The organism is Polaromonas sp., assembly GCF_029945895.1.
GTDB lineage: Bacteria > Pseudomonadota > Gammaproteobacteria > Burkholderiales > Burkholderiaceae_C > Polaromonas.
Window position 1 is genome coordinate 1 of record NZ_JAQSDL010000042.1, and the last position, 23,785, is coordinate 23,785.

A 23,785-nucleotide genomic window follows, 5' to 3' on the forward strand; every position below is an offset into this window, starting at 1 on the left:
CCTCCCCCCGCCCCTCCCTCGCCCCGCTGGGCGATGGCGGGGAGCTTCATTTGGCAACGTGTGCTGCACTCGCGTGCAAACATCTCCGCCGCTTGGCTCCGACATGAGGCGCTACGCGCGTCATGTCTCCCCGTACCCGTATTGGATTTTTCTTCCCCTACCCGTCGGGCTGGGCCGAGGAGCGCAGGTAAAAGCGGATCAGGGCTCGCGATTGTCTGAGGCGAAGCCGAGTTCGAGCGAGACCCCGCTTTTGCCGAGCACCGCAGGCTGCCCGTAGCGAAGCGGAGGGACCCAGACCATCGGGTCGCCTTTCTTTTCCTTAGGTTTCTTTGGCGAAGCAAAGAAAAGTAAGTCGCCCGCCGGGGCGAGTCCCGGCTTGCTGGCAAGCTATAAAAGTGAATCAATCCGCGACCCGATCCCCCTGCCACCCGTTATGCTCCCCCCATGGGTGAATTCGACCTGATCGCGCGTTATTTCACACGTCCCACGACCCGCGCCGTGCTGGGCGTCGGTGACGACTGCGCCCTGCTGCAGCCGGCCGCCGGCATGCAGATGGCCATTTCCTGCGACATGCTGGTCGAGGGCCGGCATTTTTTTCCGGATGTGGACCCATTCACGCTGGGCCACAAGGCGCTGGCGGTCAACCTCAGCGACCTCGCGGCCTGCGGTGCGCGGCCGCTGGCCTTCACGCTGGCGCTGGCCCTGCCGCGGGCCGACGAAGCCTGGCTCGCGGCGTTTTCGCGGGGCCTGTTCGCATTGGCCGATGCGCACGGCTGCGAACTGGTCGGCGGCGACACGACGCAAGGGCCTTTGACCATCTGCATCACCGTGTTCGGCGAGGTGCCGCGCGGGCAGGCGCTGCTGCGTTCGGGTGCGCGCGACGGCGACGATGTGTACGTCAGCGGCACGCTCGGCGAGGCGCGGCTGGCACTGGAAGCACTGCGCGGCAGCATCGTCTTGCCGCATGAACGGCTGGCCGCAGCGCGCGATCGGCTGGAGCAGCCCACGCCGCGTGTGGCGCTGGGCCTGGCGTTGCGCGGCATTGCGACGGCAGCCATCGACGTGAGCGATGGCCTGCTCGGCGACCTGGCCCACATCCTGGAGGCGTCCGGCACCGGCGCCCGCATCGACACCTCGATTGCTATAAATTTGCTAGCTATTGGCGCAGATCCGGCAAGGGCTGAGGGCCATTTTTCCCATGAAACCCGGCTGCGCTGCGTGCTGGCCGGCGGCGACGACTACGAACTGGTCTTCACCGCCCCGGTGTCAGCCCGCGCGGCGGTGCAGTCCGCGGCGCTGCAGGCGCAGACAGCGGTGACGCGCATCGGTGTCGTCGAACACCCGCCCGGCCTGCGGCTGATCGACGCCTCGGGCCATGCCGTACCGGGCCGCTACGCGTCCTTCGATCACTTCGCCTGAACCGGTGTGCGCTTGCGGGCCTGCTGCGTGCGTCCGCCATACCCCCAATCGGTGGCTGGCAGCTCCCGCACCACCACGTAACTGGCTTCTTCCAGGGCGCCGCCCTCCGCGAGCTGGTGCTGCAGTTCGGCAAACGCCGCGCTGACAAATGCGGCTTTTTCCGCCACCGTGTTGGTGCCGGCCGTGATGCTGACCTCAAGCAGCGCGGTGGGCCGCTGCAGCTCGTCGCCACCGACATACCACTGTGCGGCCGGCAGGCCTTCGAAGATGACCGCCGTCACCTCGCGCCGCTTGCCGAGCAGCTGCGCGGTCAGCGTGGTCAGCGCCTGGGCCATTTGCCGGTAACGGGCCGGGGTTTGCGGCGGCGCCACTTTCAGTGTCAAGGTGGGCATCTCAGGCCTCCCGGGGAAGTTGCAGCCTTGCCGGGCGGCGCAGGGCCTGAAGGCTGCGCCGGATGACATAGCGAAAGAAATCGTTGATCGCCTGCCGGCGCAAGGCCTCGGCCTGGCGCTTCGCTGCATCGTGCAGACGCTGGTAGCTGTCGTGGTGGAGATCGCTGTACATGGCGGGTCCTTTCGTTACGTGTAGCGGGTGCTGGCAACTGTAGGCAAGGCCTCGCCTGCGGGAAACAGCGTGACAGGCAATTGGGTTTTGCATGCGCTGCAAAGGCAGGGACAGCCGCGGCTGGTTACCATGGCGCCATGCGCGACCTCAGCTTCGACGACATGCACCTGTTTGCCCGCGTGGCCGAGCTCGGCACACTCTCGGCGGTGGCGCGCGAGCGCGATGTCCCGGTGAGCCAGGTCTCGCGCACACTGGCGCGCATCGAAAAGGCCTGCGGCGCGCGGCTGATCCACCGCTCCACCCACGGCCTGACTCCGACCGCCGAAGGCCACACCTTTTTGCAATACTGCCGCCGCCTGACCGGTACGCTGGACGAGCTGGAGGGCGAGTTTGCCAGCCAGTCGCGCCAGGCCAGCGGCTGGGTGCGGGTGGCGGCCAGCACGGTGGTGGCCGAGTACCTGCTGATCCCCAGCTTCGAGAGCCTGCACGCGCGCCACCCCAGGCTGTGTGTGGAACTGCAGGTTGAAGACAGGCTGGTCGACATGGCGCACGACGGCATCGACATTGCCATCCGCACCGGCACGCCGACGACCGACACGGTGGTGGCGCGGCAGCTCGGCACGCTGGGCCGCAAGCTGTACGCCACGCCGGGCTACCTGCAGGCCCACGGCACACCCCGCCATCCGGACGAGCTGCACCAGCACCGCCTGATCACCAACAGCACGGTGACCATGCTCAACCGCTGGCCTTTCATCGTCAAGGGTGAACCCAGTGTGGTGGTGGCCGAAGGGCAGTGGCGTTCGGGCAGCACCGGCATCACCGCGCAGCTGGCGCTGCACGGCCTCGGCATCTCGCGTTTTGCCACCGTGGTGGCCGAGCCCCTGGTGCGGCGCGGCTTGCTGGTGCCGGTGCTGCCCGAATTTGTCGATGAACAGCCCAGCCCGATTTACGCCGTCACGCTGACAAGCCGGCACCGCCTGCCCAAAATCAGGGCCTGCCTCGACCACTGGGCCGGCTGGTTTGCCCAGGCCGGGGGCGCGCAGCCCGCTGCGGGTATAACCCCCTGATGCAAGCCGACACACCCCTCGCCCCGCCCCCCGAAGTTGAGCGCCTGCTGGCCAGCGCCACCCGCCTCGAAACCCCCTGCGGCAGCGGCAGCATGGTCTGGCACTGCTGGCAGCCCGCACCGGCTGCGTCTGGCGCGACACACCTGCCGGTGGTGCTGTTGCACGGCGGCAGCGGCAGCTGGACCCACTGGCTGCGCAACATCGACGCGCTGGTGGGCAGCGGCCGTCAGGTGCTGGCCGCCGACCTGCCGGGTTTTGGCGACTCGGCGCTGCCCGCCACCGGCAACGACGCCGACGCGCTGGCCGCCCCGCTGCAGGCGGGTCTGCAAGTACTGCTGGGTGATGGTGCCTGCGACCTGGTGGCGTTTTCCTTCGGCGGCATGGTCGCCGGTTTTCTGGCGGCACAGTGGCCGGCCCGCGTGGCGCGGCTGGTGCTGGTCGGCTCCCCCGGCCTGGGCGTGGCGTCGAGAAACACCGTCACACTCACGGCCTGGCGGCACCTGCCCGACCTGGCCGAACGCGAGGCCGTGCACCGCAAGAACCTCGCCGCGCTGATGCTCTACCGCCCCGAAGCCATCACCACCCTGGCGCTGCGGGTGCACAGCGACAACACGCTGCGCGACCGCATGAAGGGCCGCCGCCTGGCCTACACCGACGTGCTGGCGCGCACACTCGCTGGGGTGCGCTGTCCGGTGGACGCGATTTACGGCCGCGAAGACGCGCTGTACCGCGAACGGCAGGAAGCACTGGCGCTGGCCCTGCAGTCGGCGCCCCACTTTCGCGGCCTGCACTGGATAGACAACGCGGGGCACTGGGTGCAGTTCGAGCAGGCGCAGGCCTTTGATGCCGTGCTGCGGGCGGTGCTGGAAGAAAGCCTCACCCCTTGAAACGCTATGAAAAACATAGCTGGTTGCGCACATCCGCATTGGGCTGCGTGCCATTTTTACGCATGAAATAAAATCGCTGTGCCCCCAGCGCACCCGCTCCACACACCATGCCCCCACTCAACGAAACCCCTGCCTTTCCGGGCGTGCCGAACCCGGCGCCGCCGCGCCGGCCCACGGCCCGCTTCATGCTGGCGCACCCGGCGCACCTGCTGGCGCTGGGCTTCGGCTCGGGCCTGAGCCCGGTGGCGCCCGGCACGGCCGGCACCTTGTGGGCCTGGCTGGCCTGGCTGGCGATCGCGCCCTGGCTCACAGCGCCGCAGATGGGGCTGCTGATTGCCGTGGCCACGCTGCTGGGCTGGTGGGCCAGCACGGTGACGGCCAGAAACATGGGCGTGGCCGACCCCGGCAGCATCGTCTGGGACGAAGTCGTGGCCTTCTGGCTCGTCCTCTGGCTGGTGATGCCGGCGGGGCTGTGGGCCCAGCTCGCGGCCTTTGTGCTGTTCCGCTTTTTTGACGCAGTGAAGTTCGGCCCCATGGCCTGGGCCGACCGGACCTTCAAGGGGTTTGGCTGGCGTGGCGGTTTCGGCATCATGTTCGACGACTTCGCGGCGGCGTTCTGCACGCTGCTGGTGATGGCCGCGTGGAGGTTCTGGTGAACCCCGTGTCACTACCAAAACAGGAGCTGCCTGCGCCCGCCCTTGTGGGGCTGCTGGCAGATTTGCTTGTCAAAAACGGCTGGCGGCTGGCCAGCGCCGAAAGCTGCACCGGCGGTTTGATCAGCGCCGCCTGCACCGACCTGGCGGGTTCCAGCAACTGGTTTGAGCGCGGCTTTGTCACCTACTCCAACGAGGCCAAGACCGACATGCTGGGCGTGGACGCGGCACTGATCACGGCGCACGGCGCGGTCAGCGAAGAAGTCGCACGCGCCATGGCGCTGGGCGCCATCGGGCATTCAAAAGCGCAGGTCGCTGTGGCGGTGACCGGTGTGGCCGGCCCCACCGGCGGCAGCCGCGCCAAACCGGTAGGCACCGTGTGGTTCGGTTTCATGGTGGACGGCCGGCTCAGCAGCGAGATGAGCCACTTCGGCGGCGACCGCGCGGCCGTGCGGTCGGCCACCGTGCACCATGCGCTGCAGCGGCTGCTGCAACTGATGCAACCGCCGGCCGACGCGCCATAAAGCTGCCCCTCATGTCTTGATGAGGTGGGCCTGCACCCCACGCCGCGGCGAGGGACCCACCTGCGGCGCAAACCCCAACCTGGCCCACATCTGCACCGTGTACCGCGGCGGCGGTGCCTCCAGCAGGGCGTGAATGTCGGCATAGGGCCTGGCCTGTTCGGGGTACTCCTGCAGCGCCTGCGACAGCGGCTGCATGGCCAGGCCCAGCGCCGTTGCCGCCAGCTGCGCACGCACATAGGCCCGGCCGGCGTTGACCTGCGTCGCGCGTCCGTTGCCTTCGGTCACCATCCAGAAAAACGCCGGCGTTGCAGCGATCTTCGCATTGAAGTCCTTGATCTGACCGGTGGTGGCCGTGTCGTCCGGCGCCGGCGCCTTGCTGCGGTCGAACAGGCCCAGCGCCGCCAGCGCACGCACCATGGGCGTGTTGATGGTGAGGCCGTCGCGGTGCTCGGCAATTTCGCGCGGGCCGACACGCAGCACTTTGAAGGATTCCATGATGGTGCGCGGCGTCACCAGCTCGATGCGCCAGGCCTGCATGGCGATGGCGCGATGCCGCTGCATCAGCTCTGGCTGGCCGGTTCCGACAAAACCGGTGCGCACCGGGTGCGGCGCAACGCTGGCGGCTATCGCCCGCAGCGCCTCCGGGGACGGCTCGCGCATCGCATAGGCTTCGCGGTTGGTGTGCCGTCTGAGGATCTGCGCAAACAGCGGGTCCGGCTGCACGGCGGCATCTGCGCTCAGGCGGATGCGGGCCACCGGACGTTGGTCCAGCGCAACCGGGCCAAACTCGCCTTGCGGAAACAGCGTGATGTCGGCGCGCAGGCCCTTCTGCCTTGCGGCGATGTCCAGCAGTTCCAGAAAGGTGCCGTGGCTCATCATGATCTGACGCGACAGCGGGTCGGTCTCGGGCAGGAGGCGCGTGAGGTCGCAGTACAGCGTGATCTCGCCGGACTGGCGCAGGTCCACCAGCCAGGACTGCAGGTTGTGCGAATGCGGCGCCAGAATCGCATGGCTGAGGATCCAGTGGCGCACGTCGGCAGTGTCGGCCGCAGGGCCGCGCCAAGGCGCAATCGCCTCGGGCGGCAGCTCGGATGAGCAGCCGGCCAGACTGGCGCTGGCGCCCAGCACCGCGCCGCCGCCGGCCAGGCGCACAAAGTTTCTGCGGTTCATGAAGCGGTCCTTTCAAAAGCCTGCCTTGAGACCGTAAGCTCTTTCGCAGGAACCGCCTTGCGCAAAGTCAACAGGCCCAGCTCGGCCAGCGCCGCTCGCAACGCCTCGGCAAACGGCGTGTGCGGCTCGGCCCCGGTCAGGGCCGCCATGCGGGTGTTGACCAACGCGTGCGGCGTGTGCCACTGGTAACGCATTTCACACAGCGCCGCGATTTTCGGCAACACCAGGCCCAGCGCCCGCATCATGGGCCAGGACAGGGAGCCGGTGTGCAGCTTTCCGCCGGCGGGCAGCCAGCCGCGCTCCCAGGCGATATCGGTCAGTGCATCGGTCCAGTCCTGGCCGGTGAGGCTGTAGCCGGCAAAGTGCAGGGTCTCGAAGGCCGGCAGCCGGTGCCGCTGTCCGGCCACCGTCACAAAACTGCGCGCCATGTCGGGCAGCCAGGCCCAGGCCGTCGGCACGTTCAGGGGACCGGGGTAGGTGAACCTGCCGCGCCGGATGTCCTTGACCATCACTTCGTCCAGCCACGAACCGCTGCCGCTGCCAAAAAAGTCGCCGCCGCGAATCACCACCGCCTTCATGCGGCCGTCCTGCGTGGCTGCGCGCACCTGCGCCTCGCTGTCCATGCGCATGTGTCCCTTGAAGGTGCTGGCCGCCTGCGCCGTGTCTTCGCGCAGCAGCGGCGGCATGGTCGCGCCAAAGTTGTAGACGCTGGCCGGCAGCATCAGCAAGGCCCCGAGCTCCCGTGTCACGTCGATGGCCGCCTGCGTCAGCCCGGGCAGATCGCGGCGCCAGGCCCGGTGGGTGTAGACCGGACTCAGCCCCTGCACCACCACCGCAGCGCCGTGTGCAGCCGATGCAAGCAGGGCGGTGTCGCCCGGCTGCGCTGGCAGCCACACCACACCGGGAATCACCGGGCCGCTGGCACCCGGGCGCAGCTGGGCGAACACCCGCCAGCCCGCCTGGGCAAAGGCGTGCGTGGCCGCCAGGCCAAATCGCCCACGGGCGCCGAGGATGAGAACAGTGGCAGGCTGGGTCATGAAATTCTCCTGAAGAAAAGCGGTGGACATGGCGTGATTGTGGAAACCTGCCAGCTGTTCGACAATCCCCTGACACCTCACATCAGGTATTCATCAATGAATAACAACTTCGACTGGCGCCTGGTGCGCTCCTTCCTGGCGGCACTGGACCAGGGCAGCCTGCTGGGCGCGGCACGTGTCCTGTCCACCACCCAGCCCACCATCGGCCGACACGTCGCCGAACTGGAGGCGCAGCTCGGCGTGTTGCTGTTCGAGCGCACCGGCCGGGGCCTGTTGCCCACGCCCACCGCACTGCAGCTGGCAGCGTCGGCCCGCGCCATGGACAGTGCGGCCAACGAGCTCGCACGCAACGTGTCGGGCCTGGAGCCGGGCATTTCGGGCACAGTGCGCATCACCGCCAGCCAGCCGGTGGCGTGTTATGTGCTGCCGCCCATCCTGGCGCAGATGCGCCTGGCCCTGCCCGACATCCAGGTCGAGCTGGTGGCCAGCAATGCGGTCAGCAACCTGTTGCGGCGCGAGGCCGACATCGCGCTGCGCATGGTGCAGCCCGCGCAGGCGAGTCTGGTGGTCAAACGCATCGCCAAAGTCACGCTGGGCTGCTACGCACATCGCGACTACCTGCGCCGGCGCGGCATGCCCAGGCAACCGCAGGAGCTGCTGAACCACGAGCTGGTCGGCAATGACCGCGACGAGGCCATCCTCAAGGGCATGACGGGTTTTGGCCTGCCGGTGACACGCGAGTCGTTCGCGTTTCGCTGCGACGACCTGATCGCCTACTGGGAGGCCGTGCGCGCCGGCCTGGGCATCGGTTTCATTGCCGACTACCTCGCCGCCACCGACAGGGACGTCGTCGCCGTGTTGCCCATGGTCAAGGTGCCGCCGTTGCCGATCTGGCTCACGGTGCACCGCGAAATCCGCACCAGCCGCCGCATTCGCGCCGTGTATGACTTCCTGAGCCAGGCGGTGCCGAAGGCGCTTTAGGCGGCCTGGGCGGCAGGTGCCGCCAGCGCACCCAGGGCCGCCACCCCCACCGGCGGCTCGGCCAGCCAGGGCAGCACAAAAGTGCGGCGCGCCAGGCCGCCGGCGATACGTGCGGTCTGGCGGTGTTCTCCGGCCAGGCGGGCCTGCAGCAACGGGTCGGTGGTGCCGGTGGCGGCCACGCTTTTGTGGATGATCCAGGCCCAGGGTTCGATTTTTGCGCGGCGCAAATCGTCCTGCAGTGCCGCGGCCTGACTCACCGGCGTGAACTCGGGCAGGGTCACCAGAAGGACATGCGTCGTGGACGCATCCTGCAGGCGCATCAACGGCGTGATGATGTGTACCCCATGGTTGCCACCCTCGTACTGCTGCATCATCTGCCGGTGGTAGGCGCCGGTGGCGTCCATCAGCAGCAGCGAGTGACCGGTGGGCGCGGTGTCCAGCACCACAAAGGCGCTGCGCGCCTCGTTGACGACGCGGCTGAAGGCATGAAACACCGCCACCTCTTCGGTGCAGGGCGACTGCAGGTCCTCCAGCAGCAGGGCCCGGCCCTGTTCGTCGAGCGCCTTGCCACGCGTGGCCATGATTTTGGTGATGTAGGCCTCGGTCTCGGCTTTCGGGTCGATGCGGCCGACCTTCAGGTTCGGCAGGCTGCCGTTGAGCGTGCCCGCCACATGGGCCGCCGGGTCGGTGGTGGTCAGGTGCACGCTGTGGCCACGTCGGACCAGCCCCACGGCCAGCGCTGCAGCAATGGTGGTTTTGCCGACGCCGCCCTTGCCCATCACCATGATCAGGCCGTGGCCCAGGGCCGCCAGTTCATCGGCCAGGCGGGACAACGGTTCGGCCGGCAGCTCCGCGCCGGCTGGCGCGGCCGGCACGGCGGCGGGCGCAGACTCTCGCCCTGGCCCCGCCAGCAAGGCACGCAGCGCCGGCAAGCCCACGGTGTCGAAGGCGCGCAGCGGCACCTCGTCACACGGCAGGCGCGCCAGCGCCTCGGGCATCTGCGTGATGGCCCGCAGGCCCAGCGCCTCCATGGCGCGGGCGGTGGGGTCGACCTGGCCGCCCTTCTGCACGGTGGCGTGAAACACGCCGTTGACCACCAGGCGCTGGTTGGACAGTCCCAGGGTGCGCAGCTCATCGGCGGTGCGCGCGGCTTCCTGCATCGGGCGTGGGTCGGGCCGCGTCACCAGCACCACGGTGGTGGTGACCTCATTGCTGAGCGCGGCCAGCGCGGCATTGAAGCGCGCTTCCTGCATCTTCAGGCCCGAGTGCGGTCCCAGGCAGGAGGCGCCGCGGTCGTTGCCGGCCAGAAACCCGCTCCAGGCCTTGGGCAGACTGAGCAGGCGCAAGGTGTGGCCGGTGGGCGCGGTGTCGAAGATGACGTGGTCCCAGCCGGCGCCCTCCTGGGCCAGCAGCGCGGCGAACTCGTCGAACGCAGCAATCTCGGTGGTGCAGGCGCCGGACAGCTGCTCGCGTACGGTGGCGCGTTCGTCCTCGCTCGCGCCGGCATCGAGCTGCGCCAGCACGCGCAGGCGGTAGGCTTCGGCGGCCGCATCGGGGTCGATGTTGAGAACCGCCAGTCCCGGCACACCGGGCACATCCACCGGCTGGTTGCGCAGCGGCACGCCCAGCATTTCGTCGAGGTTGGAGGCGGCATCGGTGCTGACCAGCAACACGCGCCGGCCCGCGTCAGCCAGAGCGATGGCCGCCGCGGCCGACAGGGAGGTCTTGCCTACGCCGCCCTTGCCGGTGAAAAAAAGAAAACGCGTGGCGGCAGAAAGAAAACCCGGGGCATCGGTGCGTGTGTTCATGGTCACACCATGGCACACCGATGTCCGGCGGGCTTGCCGCAGATCAACGCCCGGCCGGTCGCGCCAGGCTTTTTCGGCAACGGGGTTCTCCGGGCTGTGTAAAGTAGGCATTGCCCTGCAGCACCGCCTTGGCAGGGCGTGTAAAGTTGTTTTGTTTTTTGGCCAAGCACCCCCGGCGCGGCTGACGGGTTTGACAAGGATTGAATGCTGATACCACGCTGGCTCCAGACGCCTGGGCACCGCCCCCGCGCGGCGGGCCGCGGGCAAGGCCCCGCAAAGATGTTGCTGCTGCCCCTGCTGGGGGCCCTGCTGGCCCTGCCTTGCGCCCACGCGCTGGAGTTCAGCTACGGCAACCCCTTCCCCGATGGCCCGTTGGCCGGTGTGGCCCGCAGCTTGCGGATCAGCGGGGAGCTGGTGCCGGGCGACACGGCCCGCCTGACCGAACTGGTGCGGCGCAAACCCGCCGACGCCTGGCACGCCCTGGGGCGGGTCGAGCTGGCCATTTCAGGCGGCGACACCACGGAAGCCGTGCTGCTGGCCGACACCCTGGCCGCACTGTATCCGCACACGGTCACCACCGCCGACTGCGCGGGCGCCTGTGCCATCGTCTGGCTGGCAGGCGCCTGGCGGCTGTTGCCCGAAGGGCGGATTGGCCTGCAACAACAGCCGGGTTCCGCGCCGGACAGGGGGCCCACCGACCGGCTGCGCACCTACCTTTTCAAGCAGGGCCTGCCCGCGTCGGTTTACGGTCGCTGGATGGCCAGCCGCACCCCGGGGGTGTACTGGCTGTCCGGGCCGGAGGTCAACACCACCGGCACCTGGCCACCCTACTATTTCCAGAGGCTCAGCGCCCGCTGCCCACCGCTGGACGCCACGGACGAGTCCTTTCACGCAGTGCGGCGTTGCGCGGCCCGGCTGGTGATCAGCCAGAAGGCTTTTGCTTTTGACAAACTGCTGGAGGGCGTCAACGACCCGTGGTGGAACGACAACCGGGACCTGCTGCGGGATGCGCCGCGGTGAATGTGGCCCCCACGGTTGCTCACTGCGTGTAGCGCCCTGCCCCCCGAGGGGGCCGCTGCGCCTGCGGCCCTGGCTGGTCTGAAGACTTCCTACCGTTGCTCGTTTCGTGTCACTGCTTGCAGCGCGCTAACATGGCGTATCGGCCTTTCTGACCATCACCCAAGGAATTCTCATGCGATCCATTCTCTGTGCCAGCGTTTTGTCATTGTTGGTGTTGCCCACCGCCTGGGCGCAAGCCGATGCGGCTGCGGCGGCGGCCGCCAAGGAAGCCGGCGCGTCCGTCACGGCCAGCGGGCTGGTCTACCGCTCGCTGAAAGACGGCAGCGGCGCCAGCCCGGCCGCCACCGACACCGTCAAGGTGCACTACCGCGGCAGCTTTCCGGACGGCAAGGAGTTCGACAGCTCCTACAAACGCAATGAGCCCACCGAGTTTCCGCTGAACCGCGTGATCCCCTGCTGGACCGAAGGTGTGCAGAAAATGAAGGTGGGCGGCAAGGCCAAGCTGACCTGCCCGGCGGCGATTGCCTACGGCTCACGCGGCGCGGGCGGCGTGATTCCGCCCAACGCGACCTTGCAGTTCGAGATTGAGCTGCTGGAAGTCAGGAAATAAGCCCCCACGGTCACTTGCAACAAGATCCGTTCGTCCTGAGCCTGGCGAAGGATTCCCCCCCGACGCGCCTCAGCCCAGCAAGCCGGACGTGATCTCGTAAGAGCGCAGGCGCGCCTTGTGGTCGAAGATCTGGGAGGTGATCATCAGTTCGTCGGCGCCGGTGCGGGCCACAAAGGCCTCCAGCGCATGGCGCACCGTCGTTGGGGCACCGATGGCCGAGCATGACAGGGTCTGCTCCAGAATGGCGCGCTCGGGCGGTGTCAGGCGCTCCTCGTAACCGGCCACCGGCGGCTGCAGGCGCGAAGGCCGACCGCTGCGCAGGTTGACAAAGGCCTGCTGCATCGACGACGACAGCAGTTGCGCCTGCTCGTCGCTGTCGGCTGCAAACACATTGAAACCCAGCATCACGTAAGGGCGTGCCAGTTGTTCCGACGGCCGGAAGCGACTGCGGTAAACCTCGATGGCCTGCATCATCTGCGCCGGCGCAAAGTGCGAGGCAAAGGCAAACGGCAGGCCGAGCTGGGCCGCGAGCTGCGCGCCGAACAGGCTGGAGCCCAGAATCCAGAGCGGCACCTTCAGGCCGGCACCGGGCACGGCGCGCACGCGCTGGCCCTCGGACACCGGATCGAAGTAATGCATGAGCTCCACCACGTCCTGCGGAAACTCGTTGGGGTCGGCGTTCAGGTCGCGCCGCAGCGCGCGTGCCGTTGCCTGGTCGGAGCCCGGCGCCCGGCCAAGCCCGAGGTCGATGCGGCCGGGAAACAGCGATTCCAAGGTGCCGAACTGCTCGGCAATCACCAGCGGCGAATGGTTGGGCAGCATGATGCCACCCGCACCGACACGGATGCGCGAGGTGCCACCGGCCACATGCGCCATGACAACGGCTGTGGCCGCGCTGGCGATACCGGCCATGCCGTGGTGCTCGGCCAGCCAGTAGCGCTGGAAGCCCCAGCGTTCGGCGTGTTGCGCCAGGTCCAGGGTGTTGCGCAGGGACTGCGCGGCATCGCTGCCCTCCACGATGGGGGAGAGGTCCAGAACGGAAAAAGGGATCATGGGTGGCAGATGGGTCGCGTTGGCGCATTATCAATGCCCCGTCTGTGACAGCTCGCTGCACAGGCGCACCCGGACGGTGTACGATTTCCTTCCCTTCCGAAAGCGCCCATGCACCCCAATGAGCAAACCCTGGAGAAGTTCTACAGCGCCTTTGCGCGACTGGACCCGGACACCATGGCGCAGTGTTATGCGCCCGACGCGTCCTTCGACGACGAGGCTTTTTCGCTGCGTGGGCATGAGCACGTCACGGGCATGTGGCACATGCTGTGCGACGCCACCCGGGCCAGGGGGCGGGATGTGTGGAAACTCGACTACAGCGGCATCCAGGCCGACGCGGCCACCGGCCGGGCGCACTGGGAGGCCCACTACCGCTTCAGCGCCACCGGGCGCATGGTGCACAACGTGATCGACGGGCGCTTCACCTTCACCCCGCAGGGACTGATCGCCACCCACCGCGACCGCTTCGACTTCTGGGCCTGGGCGCGCCAGGCGCTGGGCACACCGGGCCTGCTGCTGGGCTGGACGCCTTTCCTGCGCAGCAAGGTGCGCAAAACGGCGGCAGCCAACCTGCACACCTACCTGGCGCGCAGCAAACAGGGCGGGCACTGAGCATGGCATCGACCCTGCCCGAGGCCTGGTTTGAAGGCTTTGAAGCGCGCGACTTCGAGGTCAACGGTACCTCCATCTTCGCCCGCTACGGTGGCAATGCGGCCGGCCCGACCCTGCTGCTGCTGCACGGCTTTCCGCAAAGCCATGTGATGTGGCACCGCGTGGCGCTGGCGCTGCAGGCGCACTTTTTCCTGGTCCTGCCCGACCTGCGCGGCTACGGCGATTCGTCCAAGGTGGCCGGCCTGCCCGACCACAGCAACTACAGCAAACGCAACATGGCGCAGGACGCCGTGGCCGTGATAGACGCGCTGGGCCGCGGCAGCTTCTACCTGTGCGGCCACGATCGCGGCGGGCGCGTGGCGCACCGCCTGGCGGTGGACCACCCCGCCCGCGTGGACAGGCTGTGCCTGATCGACATTGCACCCACGCTGGACATGTACAACGCCACCGACATGCGTTTTGCCACCGCGTATTACCACTGGTTCCACCTGATCCAGCCCAACCCTCTGCCCGAAACCATGATTGGCGGCAACGCTGTCGCCTACCTGCACGCCAAGCTGGGCGGCTGGGGCAGCCGGGGTTTGAGCTACATCGAGCCCGAGGCGCTGATCGAGTACGAACGCTGTTTCTGCACGCCCGAGGCGATTCACGCCGCCTGCGAGGACTACCGCGCCAGCGCCGGCATTGACCTGGTGCACGACCGGGAAAGCCGGGCGCGCGGCGAAAAGATCACCTGCGACACCCATGTGCTGTGGGGTGAGCGCGGTGTGGTGCAGCAGCTGTTCCAGCCGCTGGACCTGTGGCAGGCGCAATGCGCCGGCGTCGTCAGCGGCCAGGCCCTGCCGGCCGGGCATTTCATTCCCGAAGAGCTGCCGCTGGAAACCGCGCACGCGCTTCACCAATTTTTCAGGTAACCATCATGGCGCACTACACCGCTGAGGTTTTATGGCTGCGCAACGAAGGCGACTTTGCGGGCAACCGCTACAGCCGCCGGCACCTGCTGCGTTTTGACGGTGGCCTGGAAGTACCCGGCTCATCGTCACCGCATGTGGTGCCGCTGCCGATGTCCGACGCCTCGGCGCTGGACCCGGAGGAAGCCTTTGTGTCCTCGCTGTCGAGCTGCCACATGTTGTGGTTTCTGTCGATTGCGGCGAAGCGCAAATTCTGCGTGGACCGCTACTTCGATGCCGCGGAAGGGATCATGGAAAAAAATGCCCAAGGCAAGATCGCCATGACCGTCGTGACCCTGCGGCCCGATGTGGAGTTTTCCGGCGCGCGCCAGCCGACCCGCGAAGCGCTGGACAGTCTGCACCATGAGGCGCACGACGCCTGCTTCATTGCCAACTCGGTCAAGACCGAGGTGCGCTGCGAGCCGGTGTATGGGGCGCTGACATGACCCGGCACCGCGCACGGCACGGCAGCCAATGGACCACCGGCATGAAGCGCACGGCCGTGCTCATCGCGCTGTGCGGCCTGATCGGCGGCTGCGCCTCCACCGACTCCTTCATCGCGGCAGATCTTGAGCCGGGCCAGTTGCCTGCACCGGACATCACGCTGAACATTGCGGGGCTGGGTCCTTGCACGGACAACCCGGACCGCAGCCTGCGCCTGGATGCCAGCCAGCCGGTCCACATCCTCGTGCATGGCTGTTTTGGTTCGTCCGGCCAGTTTCGGGGTCTGGCCCAGGTGCTGGCTTTTCACGGCCAGCAGTCGGCCTGTTTTACCTACGATGATCGCGCCAGGCTCTCCGAGGTGGCGGATGAGCTGCGCACCGCCGTCACCCGGCTCGCCGCTCAGTCCCGCGCCCCCGAGATCACGGTGATCGGCCACAGCCAGGGTGCGCTGATTGCGCGCAAGGCCATGACAGCACCGCCCGGCACGCGGTCACCGGGCCGTCCTGTGGACTTGCGCCTGGTGACCATCTCGGGGCCCTTTGCCGGCATTGCGGCGGCCCGGACCTGCGGCCGGACCTGGTTGTACCCGCTCTCCTTTGGCATCGTGCCGCTGAGCTGCTACCTGGCGACGGGCCCGAAATGGGCAGACATCACCTATTCCTCGCGCTTCATTCGCGAGCCCGGCGCACTGGACGCACAAGTTGCCAGCTACCTGAAAATCGACACCGACGAGCGCGACAGCTGCCGACGCGAAGAGGGAGGACGCTGCGTCGAGGACGACGATATTTTCACGCTGGACGAGCAGCGTCAGGAACAGGTCGAAAGCGATGCGCGCACCACGCGGGTGGTGGTCCGGGCCGGCCATGTCGAGATCGTCGGCGACAAACGCGTGGCTCCCAAAAAACTGATCGCCCTCCTGCAGGAGCAGGGCGTGCTTCGCCCAACGCCGGCCGCGAGCCTGCCCGCTTTCGGATCGCTGCTGGCGCGCGTCTACGAAAGCAAACCCGCCCCATGACCACCCCAACTCAGAACACCATGGCCTCTGCCGTTCACATTCGCCCGATTCGCGAAACCGACTTCAGCGCATGGACGCCGCTCTGGGACGGCTACAACGCCTTCTACGGCCGCGAGGGCAAAACCGCGCTGGCCCCGGAAATCACGAAGATCACCTGGCAGCGCTTTTTTGATCCGGCAGAACCCGTCTTTGCCCTGGTGGCCGAGTGTGAGGGCAAGCTGTGCGGCCTGACCCACTACCTGTACCACCGCAGCACCACCCGCGTCGAACTCACCTGTTACCTGCAGGACCTGTTCACCGACCCGCTGGTTCGCGGCCGGGGCGTCGGGCGGGCGTTGATCGAAGGCGTGTACGAGCAAGCGAAGGCCGCGGACATCAAGCGGGTGTACTGGCAAACCCACACGACCAATTCAGCCGGCCGGCTTCTTTATGACAAGGTGGCCCAGCACCTGGGTTTCATTGTCTATTCGCAGGAGGTTTGACAACGCCCGGAGTGAGTCCGGCACACCATGTCTATTTGCTACCAAATATATAGCTACTGGTGCCCGTGCCTATTGGGTCAATGGCTAAAATTGCCCTGAACTTTTGCTGTATGGCGCGTCGGCAGGCGAAAAAAAGAGAGTTTGCGGTGTTTCGGGAATTTTTTATACCTGTATGAATTTGCAGCCTATTGCTGTAAAACCCAACAACCACGCCACTTGCAGGAGATTTTGATGCCCAAGTTATACCGCAGACGCCAAGTTATACCGCAGGTTTTGCGGTCTAAATTACGTTATCCCTCATGACTCACGCACCCGCTGATGTGCAAGAGTGGGTCGCCGCCCTGTTTGCAGAAGCGGGGCGAGACTTGATATTTCTCTGGAACATCACGAACGGTAGTCTTGGAGGGGGCAACGTCAAACCTGACGCCGAGACTCTCGAAGCGGTCGTTTCAGGGTTGGTCACCCGTGGATGCTCCGTCGGCTTTGGCGATCCTGATTCAAGTACGTGGGGCGTTCCAGCAGAACTCCGTGTCCCGAACGAGCAATTGGCGGACGAGATTCTCCATTTCCTGGCGGCGAATCGAGCCGAGTACGAATTCTTGGTGTTCGCTGTCAGAGATGTATTCGGCGGCACCGGGACATGATGGATAACATGTCAATCGACACGGACCAACAACAGCAGGCTGCGGCTTCGCCGCAAGGTGTTGTTGTCCGGTCATCTTCACGTCAGGCATCAAACTCAACGCATTTACAACATGCCATCCATTCACCGATGTGAACTCCCACCCGGAGCGCTCCTCAGCAAATATCAAAACGGGGGAGCGTACGCGGACTGCTACGCCACGGAGATAACGCGGCACGTTTCCCCGGCCGAGTATGTCCAGGCCTTTTACACCACCCCCTTGTTCAAGGTCGAAAGGCTGCTGCTTGCATGGCTGGTTTCGAAACCGTCGACGGACGCGCAGGCCGGTCAACTGGCCTCAGGAACGCTTGATTCGTTTGCCGCGTGGAGCGTGGAGGAACGGCGCGAGGACCAGTTGCTCATGTGCGACTTCCAGGGCCGTACGCGCTCCTGGTTGATGGTCATTCCTATGGAAGACGAGAACTCCGCAGGCACGCGCTTGTACTTTGGGTCCGCTGTGGTGCCAGCGCGCGCCCCAAGGGCCGGAGCCCAAACACCCAGCCTGGGTTTGACCTTTCGCTTGCTGCTTGGCTTTCACAAGCTGTATTCCCGCGCGCTCCTGTCCTCGGCGAAGTCCCGTCTGATGCGACAGCAGCCCGCGCAGGGCTGAGTCCAGCCACGCCGCTCAGGCCCTCATGTCAAAGCGTGAAGCCCGGGCTCACCCCGCCCCGTGACATTTCTTGTATTTCTTGCCGCTGCCGCAGGGGCACAAATCATTGCGGCCGGGCGTGGCCTCTTTGTGAATGGTCGCCACCTTGGCGCCGAAGCTGCGCCAGAAGCCGCGCAGGTCGTACACCGCCCACAAGGCTTCGCCGAATTGTTCCAGCCGCGTTTCGCTGGCGCTGGGTGCGGCGTCTTCACCGAGCATGGGCACTTCCATCGGGCCCGGGTCGTCGTCGGTCAGCTCGATGATGGCGCCCAGCGCGGCGTCCAGGTCCTCGACGGCCTGCTTGTCCTTGGCTTCCTGGCGTGAGAGTGCCCACTCGTCGGGCCAGGACTCGACCGCGTACATGAAGCCCAGCGCCCAGACCTGTGCAAACGAAGGCACGCTGTCCAGGTCGATGTCCTTGCGCTCCTCCTCGGGCAGCCGGGCCAGCATGCCGCGCATGTCGCCGACCTGCGGGTAAAAGGCGCGCTCGTCCTGCAGGCTTTCCACGTCGGCATCCAGCGCGCGGCAGATGTCCTGGTAGCGGCGTTCCCACAGGTCCATGAACTGTGCGCGCTGCGCGTCGCTGGCAAACAGCTGCCGGGCAACAGCCTCGTCTTCGGCTCCCTCGAAGTCGAGCAGCACGGCCATGTAGTCGTCGGGCGGAATCTCGCGCCGCGTGCAGGCCAGCGCGGCCATGAAACCCTCGCAGAACTCCCACTGCGGCGTTTCATCCTCGCGGCTGCGCAGGTCGTCCAGGATGGTGTCCAGGGTCTCGAAATCCTCCGGGCTCAGGGCACCCGGGAAGGTCGAATCAGCAGGGGCGGCGGCGTCTGTCATGGGGTGTCCGTGGTGGTTAACTCGTATGATGGGCAGTGTAGCCGCAGCCCCCTGGCGGGCGGGCGCCAGCCACCCCTCCTTCCCACTGCAAAGGCCTGCATGTTTGATCGTTTCAACACGATGTACCCCGTTCGTTACAGCGCCCTGGTCCTGTGCGCGGCCGGTTTTCTGCTGGGCCTCTTCATGCTGCTTGACTCCGGCCGGGGCCTGGCCGTTCTGCTGCTGTTCGGCGTTCTCTGCGGCGTCGGCATCCACGACGTGCTGCAGACAAAAAGCTCCATCCTGCGCAACTACCCGGTGATGGGGCACCTGCGTTTCCTGCTGGAGTTCATACGCCCGGAGATGCGCCAGTATTTCATTGAGAGCGATTCGGAGGCGGTGCCGTTTTCCCGCGCGCAGCGTTCACTGGTCTACCAGCGCGCCAAGGGCGAGCTGGACAACCGGCCATTCGGCACGCAGCTGGACGTGAGCCAGCACGGCTACGAGTGGATCAACCACTCGGTGCAACCCACACACATCAGCTCGCACGACTTTCGCATCACCATCGGCCCGGCCACGGCGCAGCCTTACAGCGCGAGCATCTTCAACATCTCGGCCATGAGTTTCGGCGCGCTGTCGGCGCCGGCCATCCTGGCGCTCAACAGCGGTGCCCAGCGCGGCGGCTTTGCGCACGACACGGGGGAAGGCTCGATCTCGCAGCACCACCGGGTGCACGGCGGCGACCTGATCTGGGAGATCGGCTCGGGTTATTTCGGATGCCGCAACAACGACGGCAGTTTCAGCCCCGAAAAATTTGCGGCCAGCGCCGCCGACCCGCAGGTCAAGCTGATTGAGCTCAAGCTGAGCCAGGGCGCCAAGCCCGGCCACGGCGGCATTTTGCCGGGCGCCAAGGTGACCGCCGAGATTGCCGCCGCACGCGGTGTGCCGATCGGGGTGGACTGCGTGTCCCCGTCGTCCCACAGCGCGTTTTCGACACCGGTGGAGATGATGCATTTCATCGCCCGGCTGCGCGAACTCTCGGGCGGCAAACCGACCGGCTTCAAGTTCTGCCTCGGCCACCCCTGGGAATGGTTTGCCATGGTCAAGGCCATGCTGGAGACCGGCATCACGCCCGACTTCATCGTGGTTGACGGTGCCGAGGGCGGCACCGGCGCGGCGCCGCTGGAGTTCACTGACCATGTGGGCGCGCCGGTGCAGGAGGGGCTGCTGCTGGTGCACAACACGCTGCTCGGCGCGGGACTGCGAAAAAAGATCAGCGTGGGCTGCGCCGGCAAGGTGATCAGCGCCTTCGACATCACGCGCATGCTCGCTCTGGGCGCCGACTGGTGCAACTCGGGGCGCGCCTTCATGTTTGCACTGGGTTGCATCCAGGCGCAAACCTGTCACACCGGCAACTGCCCGACCGGCGTGACCACGCAGGACCCGCTGCGGCAAAAGGCGCTGATCGTGCCCGACAAGGCCGAGCGCGTCTGGCGCTTTCACCAGAGCACGCTGAAGGCGCTCAAGGAACTGCTGGAAGCCGCCGGGCTGCACCACACCCGCGACGTCACGGCGCACCACATCGTGCGGCGCATCAACGACACCGAGGTCCGGCTGCTGTCGAATCTGGTGCTGCATGTGAAAGAGGGCTCGCTGCTGAGCGACCTGGACAGCCAGCACCAGGTCTTCAAGCTGTACTGGCCGCTGGCCAGTTCGCACAGCTTTGCGGTGACCCCGCCCAAAGACAAGGTCTCCAGCACCGGCGAGCTGGCCCCCGCAACCGCCTGAAGCCCCAAAGCCCTAGATTGCTACTGTATTGATAGCTGCTTGCGCCCGTACACCAAGGGCCAGCAGCCTTTTCTTCATGCAAAGCACGGCCCGGTCCTTGCTCAGCAGCCAGGCTTGGTGCGCCACCGCCAGGTCGATGAAGATCTGGTCGTCGGTGTCGCTGCAGGTCACCGGTGCCTTGGGGGCGGCTGCCACGATGCGCGCACGGGTGTCGAAGGCCAGCAGCACCTGCGCGCCAACCAGTCCGTCGCGCGTCATGCGTTTGGCGACCTGCGGGTAGTCCAGCACACGCGCCAGTTCGACACGCATGGCCGCGGTGGCCAGCCAGTGCAACTGCCCGGTGATCACCGCGCTTTTGAGCGCCCGCGCCGCCGGGTCGTCAAAAACAAACAGGTCCAGCACGATGTTGGTGTCAAGCACCACGCAGTCACCGGCCCCCGCCTGGGTGTCCATGGCAGCCAGGTTCAAGGTGTGGCGGCGGGCTTTTTCTCGCGCGCGGAGCCGGCCACCATGTCGAAGCGAAACAGCCGGCACTCGATGGGACCGTTCCACATCGGCACGCGGCGCGATTCCTTGAGGCGCATTTTCTGGGGCAGCTTCATGTCGGGCGTGAGCACGTGGGCGGTCCAGCCGGCGTAGTTTTTCTTCCAGTGGCTGGCCAGCTGCGGAAAGAAGTCGGAGGCTTCCTCGCCCCAGGCATTGAGGGCCTGCTCGCGGCCCGGGTTGGCCGAGCGGTCGCGCGAGGTTTCGAAGGCGGGCTCTTCGCGAGTGTCCCGGGTGTCGCCGGCGTCGCGGTTCAGAGGCTGGCCGAACTCGTCGATGGGCTGGTGGCGGTGGTCGTGTGGCGCCTGGCCGCCTTGCTGGCGGCGCTGGTCGCGGCCCTGCAAGGCGGGAATGCCGGCGACACCGGCCACATCAATGCGCTCGCCGTAAGGTGGATTCACCAGCATCACACCCGAAGGTGCGGGCGGCATACGCTGCAGGGCGTCGCCGCCGCGCACCTGCACCGCGTGCGCGACACCGGCACGTTCGGCATTGCGCTCGGCAAAGTCCACCATGCGGAAGGAGACGTCGCTGCCGAAGACAGGTGCGGTTGGCGCCGTGATGGCCTGCTCGGCCTGGTCCAGCAGGCCTTCCCAGACGTGGGGCTGGAAGGGCACGAATTTTTCAAACGCAAAATGCCGGCCCATGCCGGCCGCGATGTTGCAGGCAATCTGCGCCGCCTCGATGACGATGGTGCCCGAGCCGCAGCAGGGGTCGTACAGCGGCACGCCCTGCCTGCACAGGCCGTTCTCGCCGCTCCAGCCGCTGGCGGCCAGCATGGCGGCGGCCAGGGTTTCCTTGAGCGGCGCATCGCCCTTGTCCTCGCGCCAGCCGCGCTTGAACAGCGGCTCGCCCGAGGTGTCGATGTACAGCGTCACGGTGTCGGTGGTCAGGTGGACGTAGACGCGCACATCGGGCCAGCGGGTGTCGACGTCGGGGCGCACATCGTATTTGTCGCGGAAGCGGTCGGCGATCGCGTCCTTGATCTTGAGCGCGGCAAAGTTCAGGCTGGTGAGCGGGCTGTGCTGCGCAGTGATCTCGACCTTGAAAGTCTGTTTGGGCGTGAACCAGATTTCCCAGGCCACAGCCGCTGCGGCGTTGTACAGGTCCTGCTCGCTGCGGTAGCTGTTGTGCTGCAGCTCGATCAGCACACGCTGGGCCAGCCGGCTGTGCAGGTTGAGCTGCAGCGCATCGCGCCAGGAGCCGGTCACCTGCACGCCGGCGCGCCAGGCCTTGCCCTGCGCACCGGTGATGCGCTTGACTTCAGCGGCAAGAAGCTCCTCGACGCCGGCGGCGCAGGGTAAAAACAGTTGTAGTTGGTTCATAAATTAACTGGCGCGCCATACAAACAGGGGCCGCGGTCCGGCTCCGCCGGCCGCAAGGCGCAGCGGCCCCCGCGGGGGGCAGCGAACGACACGAAGTGCGAGAGCGTGGGGGCCATATTCACAAAGATTTTCGGAGGTTGGCCGGCGCAATGCGCAGGGCTTCGCGATACTTGGCGACCGTGCGGCGCGCGCACTCGATGCCCTGCTCCTTGAGCATCTCGGAAATCTGGTTGTCACTGAGCGGCTTTTTCAGGCTCTCGGACGCGACAAACTGCTTGATCAGCGCGCGCACCGCGGTGCTGGATGCATTGCCGCCGGTCTCGGTACCCAGCGCCGAACCAAAGAAGTACTTCAGCTCAAAAGTGCCGAAGGGCGTGCTCATGTATTTGGCGGTGGTCACGCGTGAGATCGTCGATTCGTGCAGGCCCAGCTCGTCGGCGATCTCGCGCAGCACCAGCGGCCGCATGGCCAGCTCGCCGTGGGTGAAAAAGTTCTTCTGCCGCTCGACAATTGCGCTGCTGACGCGCAGGATGGTGTCAAAACGCTGCTGGATGTTCTTGATGAACCAGCGCGCCTCCTGCAGGCGCTGCTGCAGCGCCGGCCCGCCCTGGCCCTTGTTCTGCTTGAGGGCGTTGGCGTAGATGTCGTGCACGCGCAGGCGCGGCATCACCTCGCTGTTGAGCGACACCTTGAAGCCGCGGCCCGACTTGACCACCAGCACGTCGGGCACGATCAGGTTGCGCTCGACGTTGACAAAACGCCGGCCCGGCTTGGGGTCGAGCCGGCCGATCAGGCCGATCGCGACCTTGATCACCGCATCGGGAAAGCCGCAGAGATGCGAGAGGCGTTTCACATCGCGCTTGGCCAGCAGCTCCATCGGTTGCTGGCAGATCGCGATGGCGGCACGGGTCTCGTCATTGTTCCTGCAGTCGAGCAGCTGCAGGCTCAGGCACTCGGCGAGGTTGCGCGCGCCGACGCCGGCCGGCTCCATGTGTTGCAGCAGCTTGAGCGCGACCGCGAACTCATGTTCCACCGCTTCAAGCTGCTCCACGTCGTCGCCGGCCAGGCCGGCCGCCAGCGAAGTCAGGCTGTCTTCCAGGTAACCGTCGTCGTTGAGCGACTCGATCAGGAAATGCAGTGCGGCCTTGCCCTCCGGCGACAGGCGCAGCGACAGGGCCTGGCGGTGCAGATGGTCCTGCAGCGACTCCTGGCTGCGCGCCAGTTCCGTGGCGTCGACATCGCTGTCGTCGTTGTTGTTGTTCTTGCGCGGCGTGGCGTCGCCGCCCCATTCGTTGTCGTCGGGGGCAGTCTCGACACTGCCGTCGCCCTCCCAGCTTTCCTCGAGTTTGGCCTCGCTGCCAGGTTCTGAATCATTTTGGGCCGCAGCCCCCGAATCGTCTGCGCCGACTGCTATGGAATCCGTAGTGGACTCAAACTCGCGGGTTTCCTGGCTGACCGGCGTGTCGACGGCACCGAGGCCGAAATCCTCACGCGGGGCGGCCTCCTCGGCCACTTCCAGAAACGGGTTCTCGTCGAGCATCTGCTCGACTTCCTGGCTCAGCTCCAGCGTAGACAGCTGCAGCAGGCGGATCGACTGCTGCAGCTGGGGCGTGAGCGCCAGATGCTGCGAGACGCGAAGGGACAGGCCTTGTTTCACGAGACGTCCAGGGATCCGGATTTTTTCAGCAG

Annotated in this window: 26 protein-coding genes; 16 read left to right on the forward strand and 10 right to left on the reverse strand. The window is 66.6% G+C overall.

Going from position 1 to position 23,785, the window contains the following annotated elements; all coding sequences use genetic code 11:
* Positions 1-444 precede the first annotated feature (444 nt).
* The gene (gene thiL / locus PSV33_RS05095; RefSeq protein WP_300559512.1) at positions 445-1,419 is read left to right on the forward strand and encodes a thiamine-phosphate kinase; all 975 of its coding nucleotides are present in this window, start codon (positions 445-447) and stop codon (positions 1,417-1,419) included.
* Here thiL and PSV33_RS05100 read toward each other — a convergent pair.
* Entirely contained in the window at positions 1,407-1,811 is a 405-nt protein-coding gene (locus tag PSV33_RS05100) for a tautomerase family protein (RefSeq protein ID WP_300559515.1), read from the reverse strand. The genes thiL and PSV33_RS05100 overlap by 13 nt on opposite strands.
* Before the next feature lies 1 nt (position 1,812).
* The gene (locus PSV33_RS05105) at positions 1,813-1,983 is read right to left on the reverse strand and encodes a hypothetical protein (RefSeq protein ID WP_300559518.1); all 171 of its coding nucleotides are present in this window, start codon (positions 1,981-1,983) and stop codon (positions 1,813-1,815) included.
* Positions 1,984-2,120: 137 nt separating this feature from the next.
* Between PSV33_RS05105 and PSV33_RS05110 the strand changes: the two genes are divergently transcribed.
* From PSV33_RS05110 to PSV33_RS05125, 4 genes are all read left to right on the forward strand, one after another.
* A complete protein-coding gene (locus tag PSV33_RS05110) occupies positions 2,121-3,050 on the forward strand; it encodes a LysR family transcriptional regulator (protein WP_300559521.1) in 930 nt (309 codons plus the stop codon).
* Positions 3,050-3,937, forward strand: a complete 888-nt coding sequence (locus PSV33_RS05115) for an alpha/beta fold hydrolase (protein WP_300559523.1) — start codon at positions 3,050-3,052, stop codon at positions 3,935-3,937. The genes PSV33_RS05110 and PSV33_RS05115 overlap by 1 nt, the downstream gene beginning before the upstream one ends.
* A 107-nt stretch (positions 3,938-4,044) precedes the next feature.
* The gene (locus tag PSV33_RS05120; RefSeq protein ID WP_300559525.1) at positions 4,045-4,593 is read left to right on the forward strand and encodes a phosphatidylglycerophosphatase A; all 549 of its coding nucleotides are present in this window, start codon (positions 4,045-4,047) and stop codon (positions 4,591-4,593) included.
* Positions 4,594-4,598: 5 nt separating this feature from the next.
* Positions 4,599-5,114 carry a CinA family protein gene (locus tag PSV33_RS05125; RefSeq protein ID WP_300559527.1) on the forward strand — a complete coding sequence of 172 codons (516 nt, stop codon included), beginning with the start codon at positions 4,599-4,601 and terminating at the stop codon, positions 5,112-5,114.
* Positions 5,115-5,123: 9 nt separating this feature from the next.
* Here PSV33_RS05125 and PSV33_RS05130 read toward each other — a convergent pair whose 3' ends face one another.
* On the reverse strand, positions 5,124-6,284 hold the full coding sequence (locus PSV33_RS05130; protein WP_300559529.1) for a nitroreductase family protein: 1,161 nt from the start codon (positions 6,282-6,284) through the stop codon (positions 5,124-5,126).
* Positions 6,281-7,321 carry an epimerase gene (locus tag PSV33_RS05135; RefSeq protein WP_300559532.1) on the reverse strand — a complete coding sequence of 347 codons (1,041 nt, stop codon included), beginning with the start codon at positions 7,319-7,321 and terminating at the stop codon, positions 6,281-6,283. Before PSV33_RS05135 ends, PSV33_RS05130 begins: the two co-directional genes overlap by 4 nt.
* 96 nt (positions 7,322-7,417) lie before the next feature.
* Here PSV33_RS05135 and PSV33_RS05140 point away from each other — a divergent pair, with 96 nt between their 5' ends.
* Positions 7,418-8,302 carry a LysR family transcriptional regulator gene (locus PSV33_RS05140; protein WP_300559534.1) on the forward strand — a complete coding sequence of 295 codons (885 nt, stop codon included), beginning with the start codon at positions 7,418-7,420 and terminating at the stop codon, positions 8,300-8,302.
* Here PSV33_RS05140 and arsA read toward each other — a convergent pair.
* Complete coding sequence (gene arsA, locus PSV33_RS05145) at positions 8,299-10,110, reverse strand: arsenical pump-driving ATPase (RefSeq protein WP_300559536.1); 1,812 nt, start codon at positions 10,108-10,110, stop codon at positions 8,299-8,301. The two genes, PSV33_RS05140 and arsA, sit on opposite strands and share 4 nt — an antisense overlap.
* A gap of 279 nt (positions 10,111-10,389) precedes the next feature.
* Between arsA and PSV33_RS05150 the strand changes: the two genes are divergently transcribed.
* Together PSV33_RS05150 and PSV33_RS05155 are read left to right on the forward strand one after the other, a co-directional pair.
* Positions 10,390-11,130, forward strand: a complete 741-nt coding sequence (locus PSV33_RS05150; protein ID WP_300559539.1) for a hypothetical protein — start codon at positions 10,390-10,392, stop codon at positions 11,128-11,130.
* Positions 11,131-11,302: 172 nt separating this feature from the next.
* The gene (locus PSV33_RS05155; RefSeq protein ID WP_300559542.1) at positions 11,303-11,740 is read left to right on the forward strand and encodes an FKBP-type peptidyl-prolyl cis-trans isomerase; all 438 of its coding nucleotides are present in this window, start codon (positions 11,303-11,305) and stop codon (positions 11,738-11,740) included.
* A gap of 69 nt (positions 11,741-11,809) precedes the next feature.
* On the opposite strand, the gene PSV33_RS05160 is transcribed toward PSV33_RS05155, so the two are convergent.
* Entirely contained in the window at positions 11,810-12,793 is a 984-nt protein-coding gene (locus PSV33_RS05160) for an LLM class flavin-dependent oxidoreductase (RefSeq protein WP_300559544.1), read from the reverse strand.
* A 108-nt stretch (positions 12,794-12,901) separates the two neighbouring features.
* On the opposite strand from PSV33_RS05160, the gene PSV33_RS05165 reads away from it, so the two are divergent.
* The 7 genes from PSV33_RS05165 (at position 12,902) to PSV33_RS05195 (ending at position 17,585) form a co-directional block, all read left to right on the forward strand.
* A complete protein-coding gene (locus PSV33_RS05165; protein WP_300559546.1) occupies positions 12,902-13,402 on the forward strand; it encodes a nuclear transport factor 2 family protein in 501 nt (166 codons plus the stop codon).
* Between the two features lie 2 nt (positions 13,403-13,404).
* Positions 13,405-14,316, forward strand: coding sequence for an alpha/beta hydrolase (locus PSV33_RS05170; protein WP_300559549.1), 912 nt, complete (start codon positions 13,405-13,407; stop codon positions 14,314-14,316).
* Positions 14,317-14,321: 5 nt separating this feature from the next.
* The gene (locus PSV33_RS05175) at positions 14,322-14,798 is read left to right on the forward strand and encodes an OsmC family protein (RefSeq protein WP_300559552.1); all 477 of its coding nucleotides are present in this window, start codon (positions 14,322-14,324) and stop codon (positions 14,796-14,798) included.
* Positions 14,795-15,811: a hypothetical protein gene (locus PSV33_RS05180; protein ID WP_300559554.1), complete on the forward strand. Its 1,017-nt coding sequence runs from the start codon at positions 14,795-14,797 to the stop codon at positions 15,809-15,811. The genes PSV33_RS05175 and PSV33_RS05180 overlap by 4 nt, the downstream gene beginning before the upstream one ends.
* Positions 15,812-15,831: 20 nt before the next feature.
* Complete coding sequence (locus PSV33_RS05185; protein WP_300559609.1) at positions 15,832-16,293, forward strand: GNAT family N-acetyltransferase; 462 nt, start codon at positions 15,832-15,834, stop codon at positions 16,291-16,293.
* 299 nt (positions 16,294-16,592) lie between these two features.
* Positions 16,593-16,937 (forward strand): hypothetical protein, encoded by a 345-nt coding sequence (locus PSV33_RS05190; protein ID WP_300559556.1) that lies wholly within the window; start codon positions 16,593-16,595, stop codon positions 16,935-16,937.
* Between the two features lie 258 nt (positions 16,938-17,195).
* On the forward strand, positions 17,196-17,585 hold the full coding sequence (locus PSV33_RS05195) for a hypothetical protein (RefSeq protein ID WP_300559559.1): 390 nt from the start codon (positions 17,196-17,198) through the stop codon (positions 17,583-17,585).
* A gap of 48 nt (positions 17,586-17,633) precedes the next feature.
* Here PSV33_RS05195 and PSV33_RS05200 read toward each other — a convergent pair whose 3' ends face one another.
* The gene (locus PSV33_RS05200) at positions 17,634-18,461 is read right to left on the reverse strand and encodes a UPF0149 family protein (protein ID WP_300559561.1); all 828 of its coding nucleotides are present in this window, start codon (positions 18,459-18,461) and stop codon (positions 17,634-17,636) included.
* Positions 18,462-18,644: 183 nt separating this feature from the next.
* On the opposite strand from PSV33_RS05200, the gene PSV33_RS05205 reads away from it, so the two are divergent.
* On the forward strand, positions 18,645-20,228 hold the full coding sequence (locus PSV33_RS05205) for an FMN-binding glutamate synthase family protein (protein ID WP_300559610.1): 1,584 nt from the start codon (positions 18,645-18,647) through the stop codon (positions 20,226-20,228).
* A 12-nt stretch (positions 20,229-20,240) separates the two neighbouring features.
* Here PSV33_RS05205 and PSV33_RS05210 read toward each other — a convergent pair whose 3' ends face one another.
* The 3 genes from PSV33_RS05210 to PSV33_RS05220 form a co-directional block, all read right to left on the reverse strand.
* Positions 20,241-20,681, reverse strand: coding sequence for a putative toxin-antitoxin system toxin component, PIN family (locus PSV33_RS05210; protein WP_300559564.1), 441 nt, complete (start codon positions 20,679-20,681; stop codon positions 20,241-20,243).
* An 11-nt stretch (positions 20,682-20,692) separates the two neighbouring features.
* Entirely contained in the window at positions 20,693-22,096 is a 1,404-nt protein-coding gene (locus PSV33_RS05215; RefSeq protein WP_300559566.1) for a THUMP domain-containing protein, read from the reverse strand.
* 118 nt (positions 22,097-22,214) lie between these two features.
* Positions 22,215-23,753: an RNA polymerase factor sigma-54 gene (locus tag PSV33_RS05220; protein WP_300559569.1), complete on the reverse strand. Its 1,539-nt coding sequence runs from the start codon at positions 23,751-23,753 to the stop codon at positions 22,215-22,217.
* Positions 23,754-23,785 lie beyond the last annotated feature (32 nt).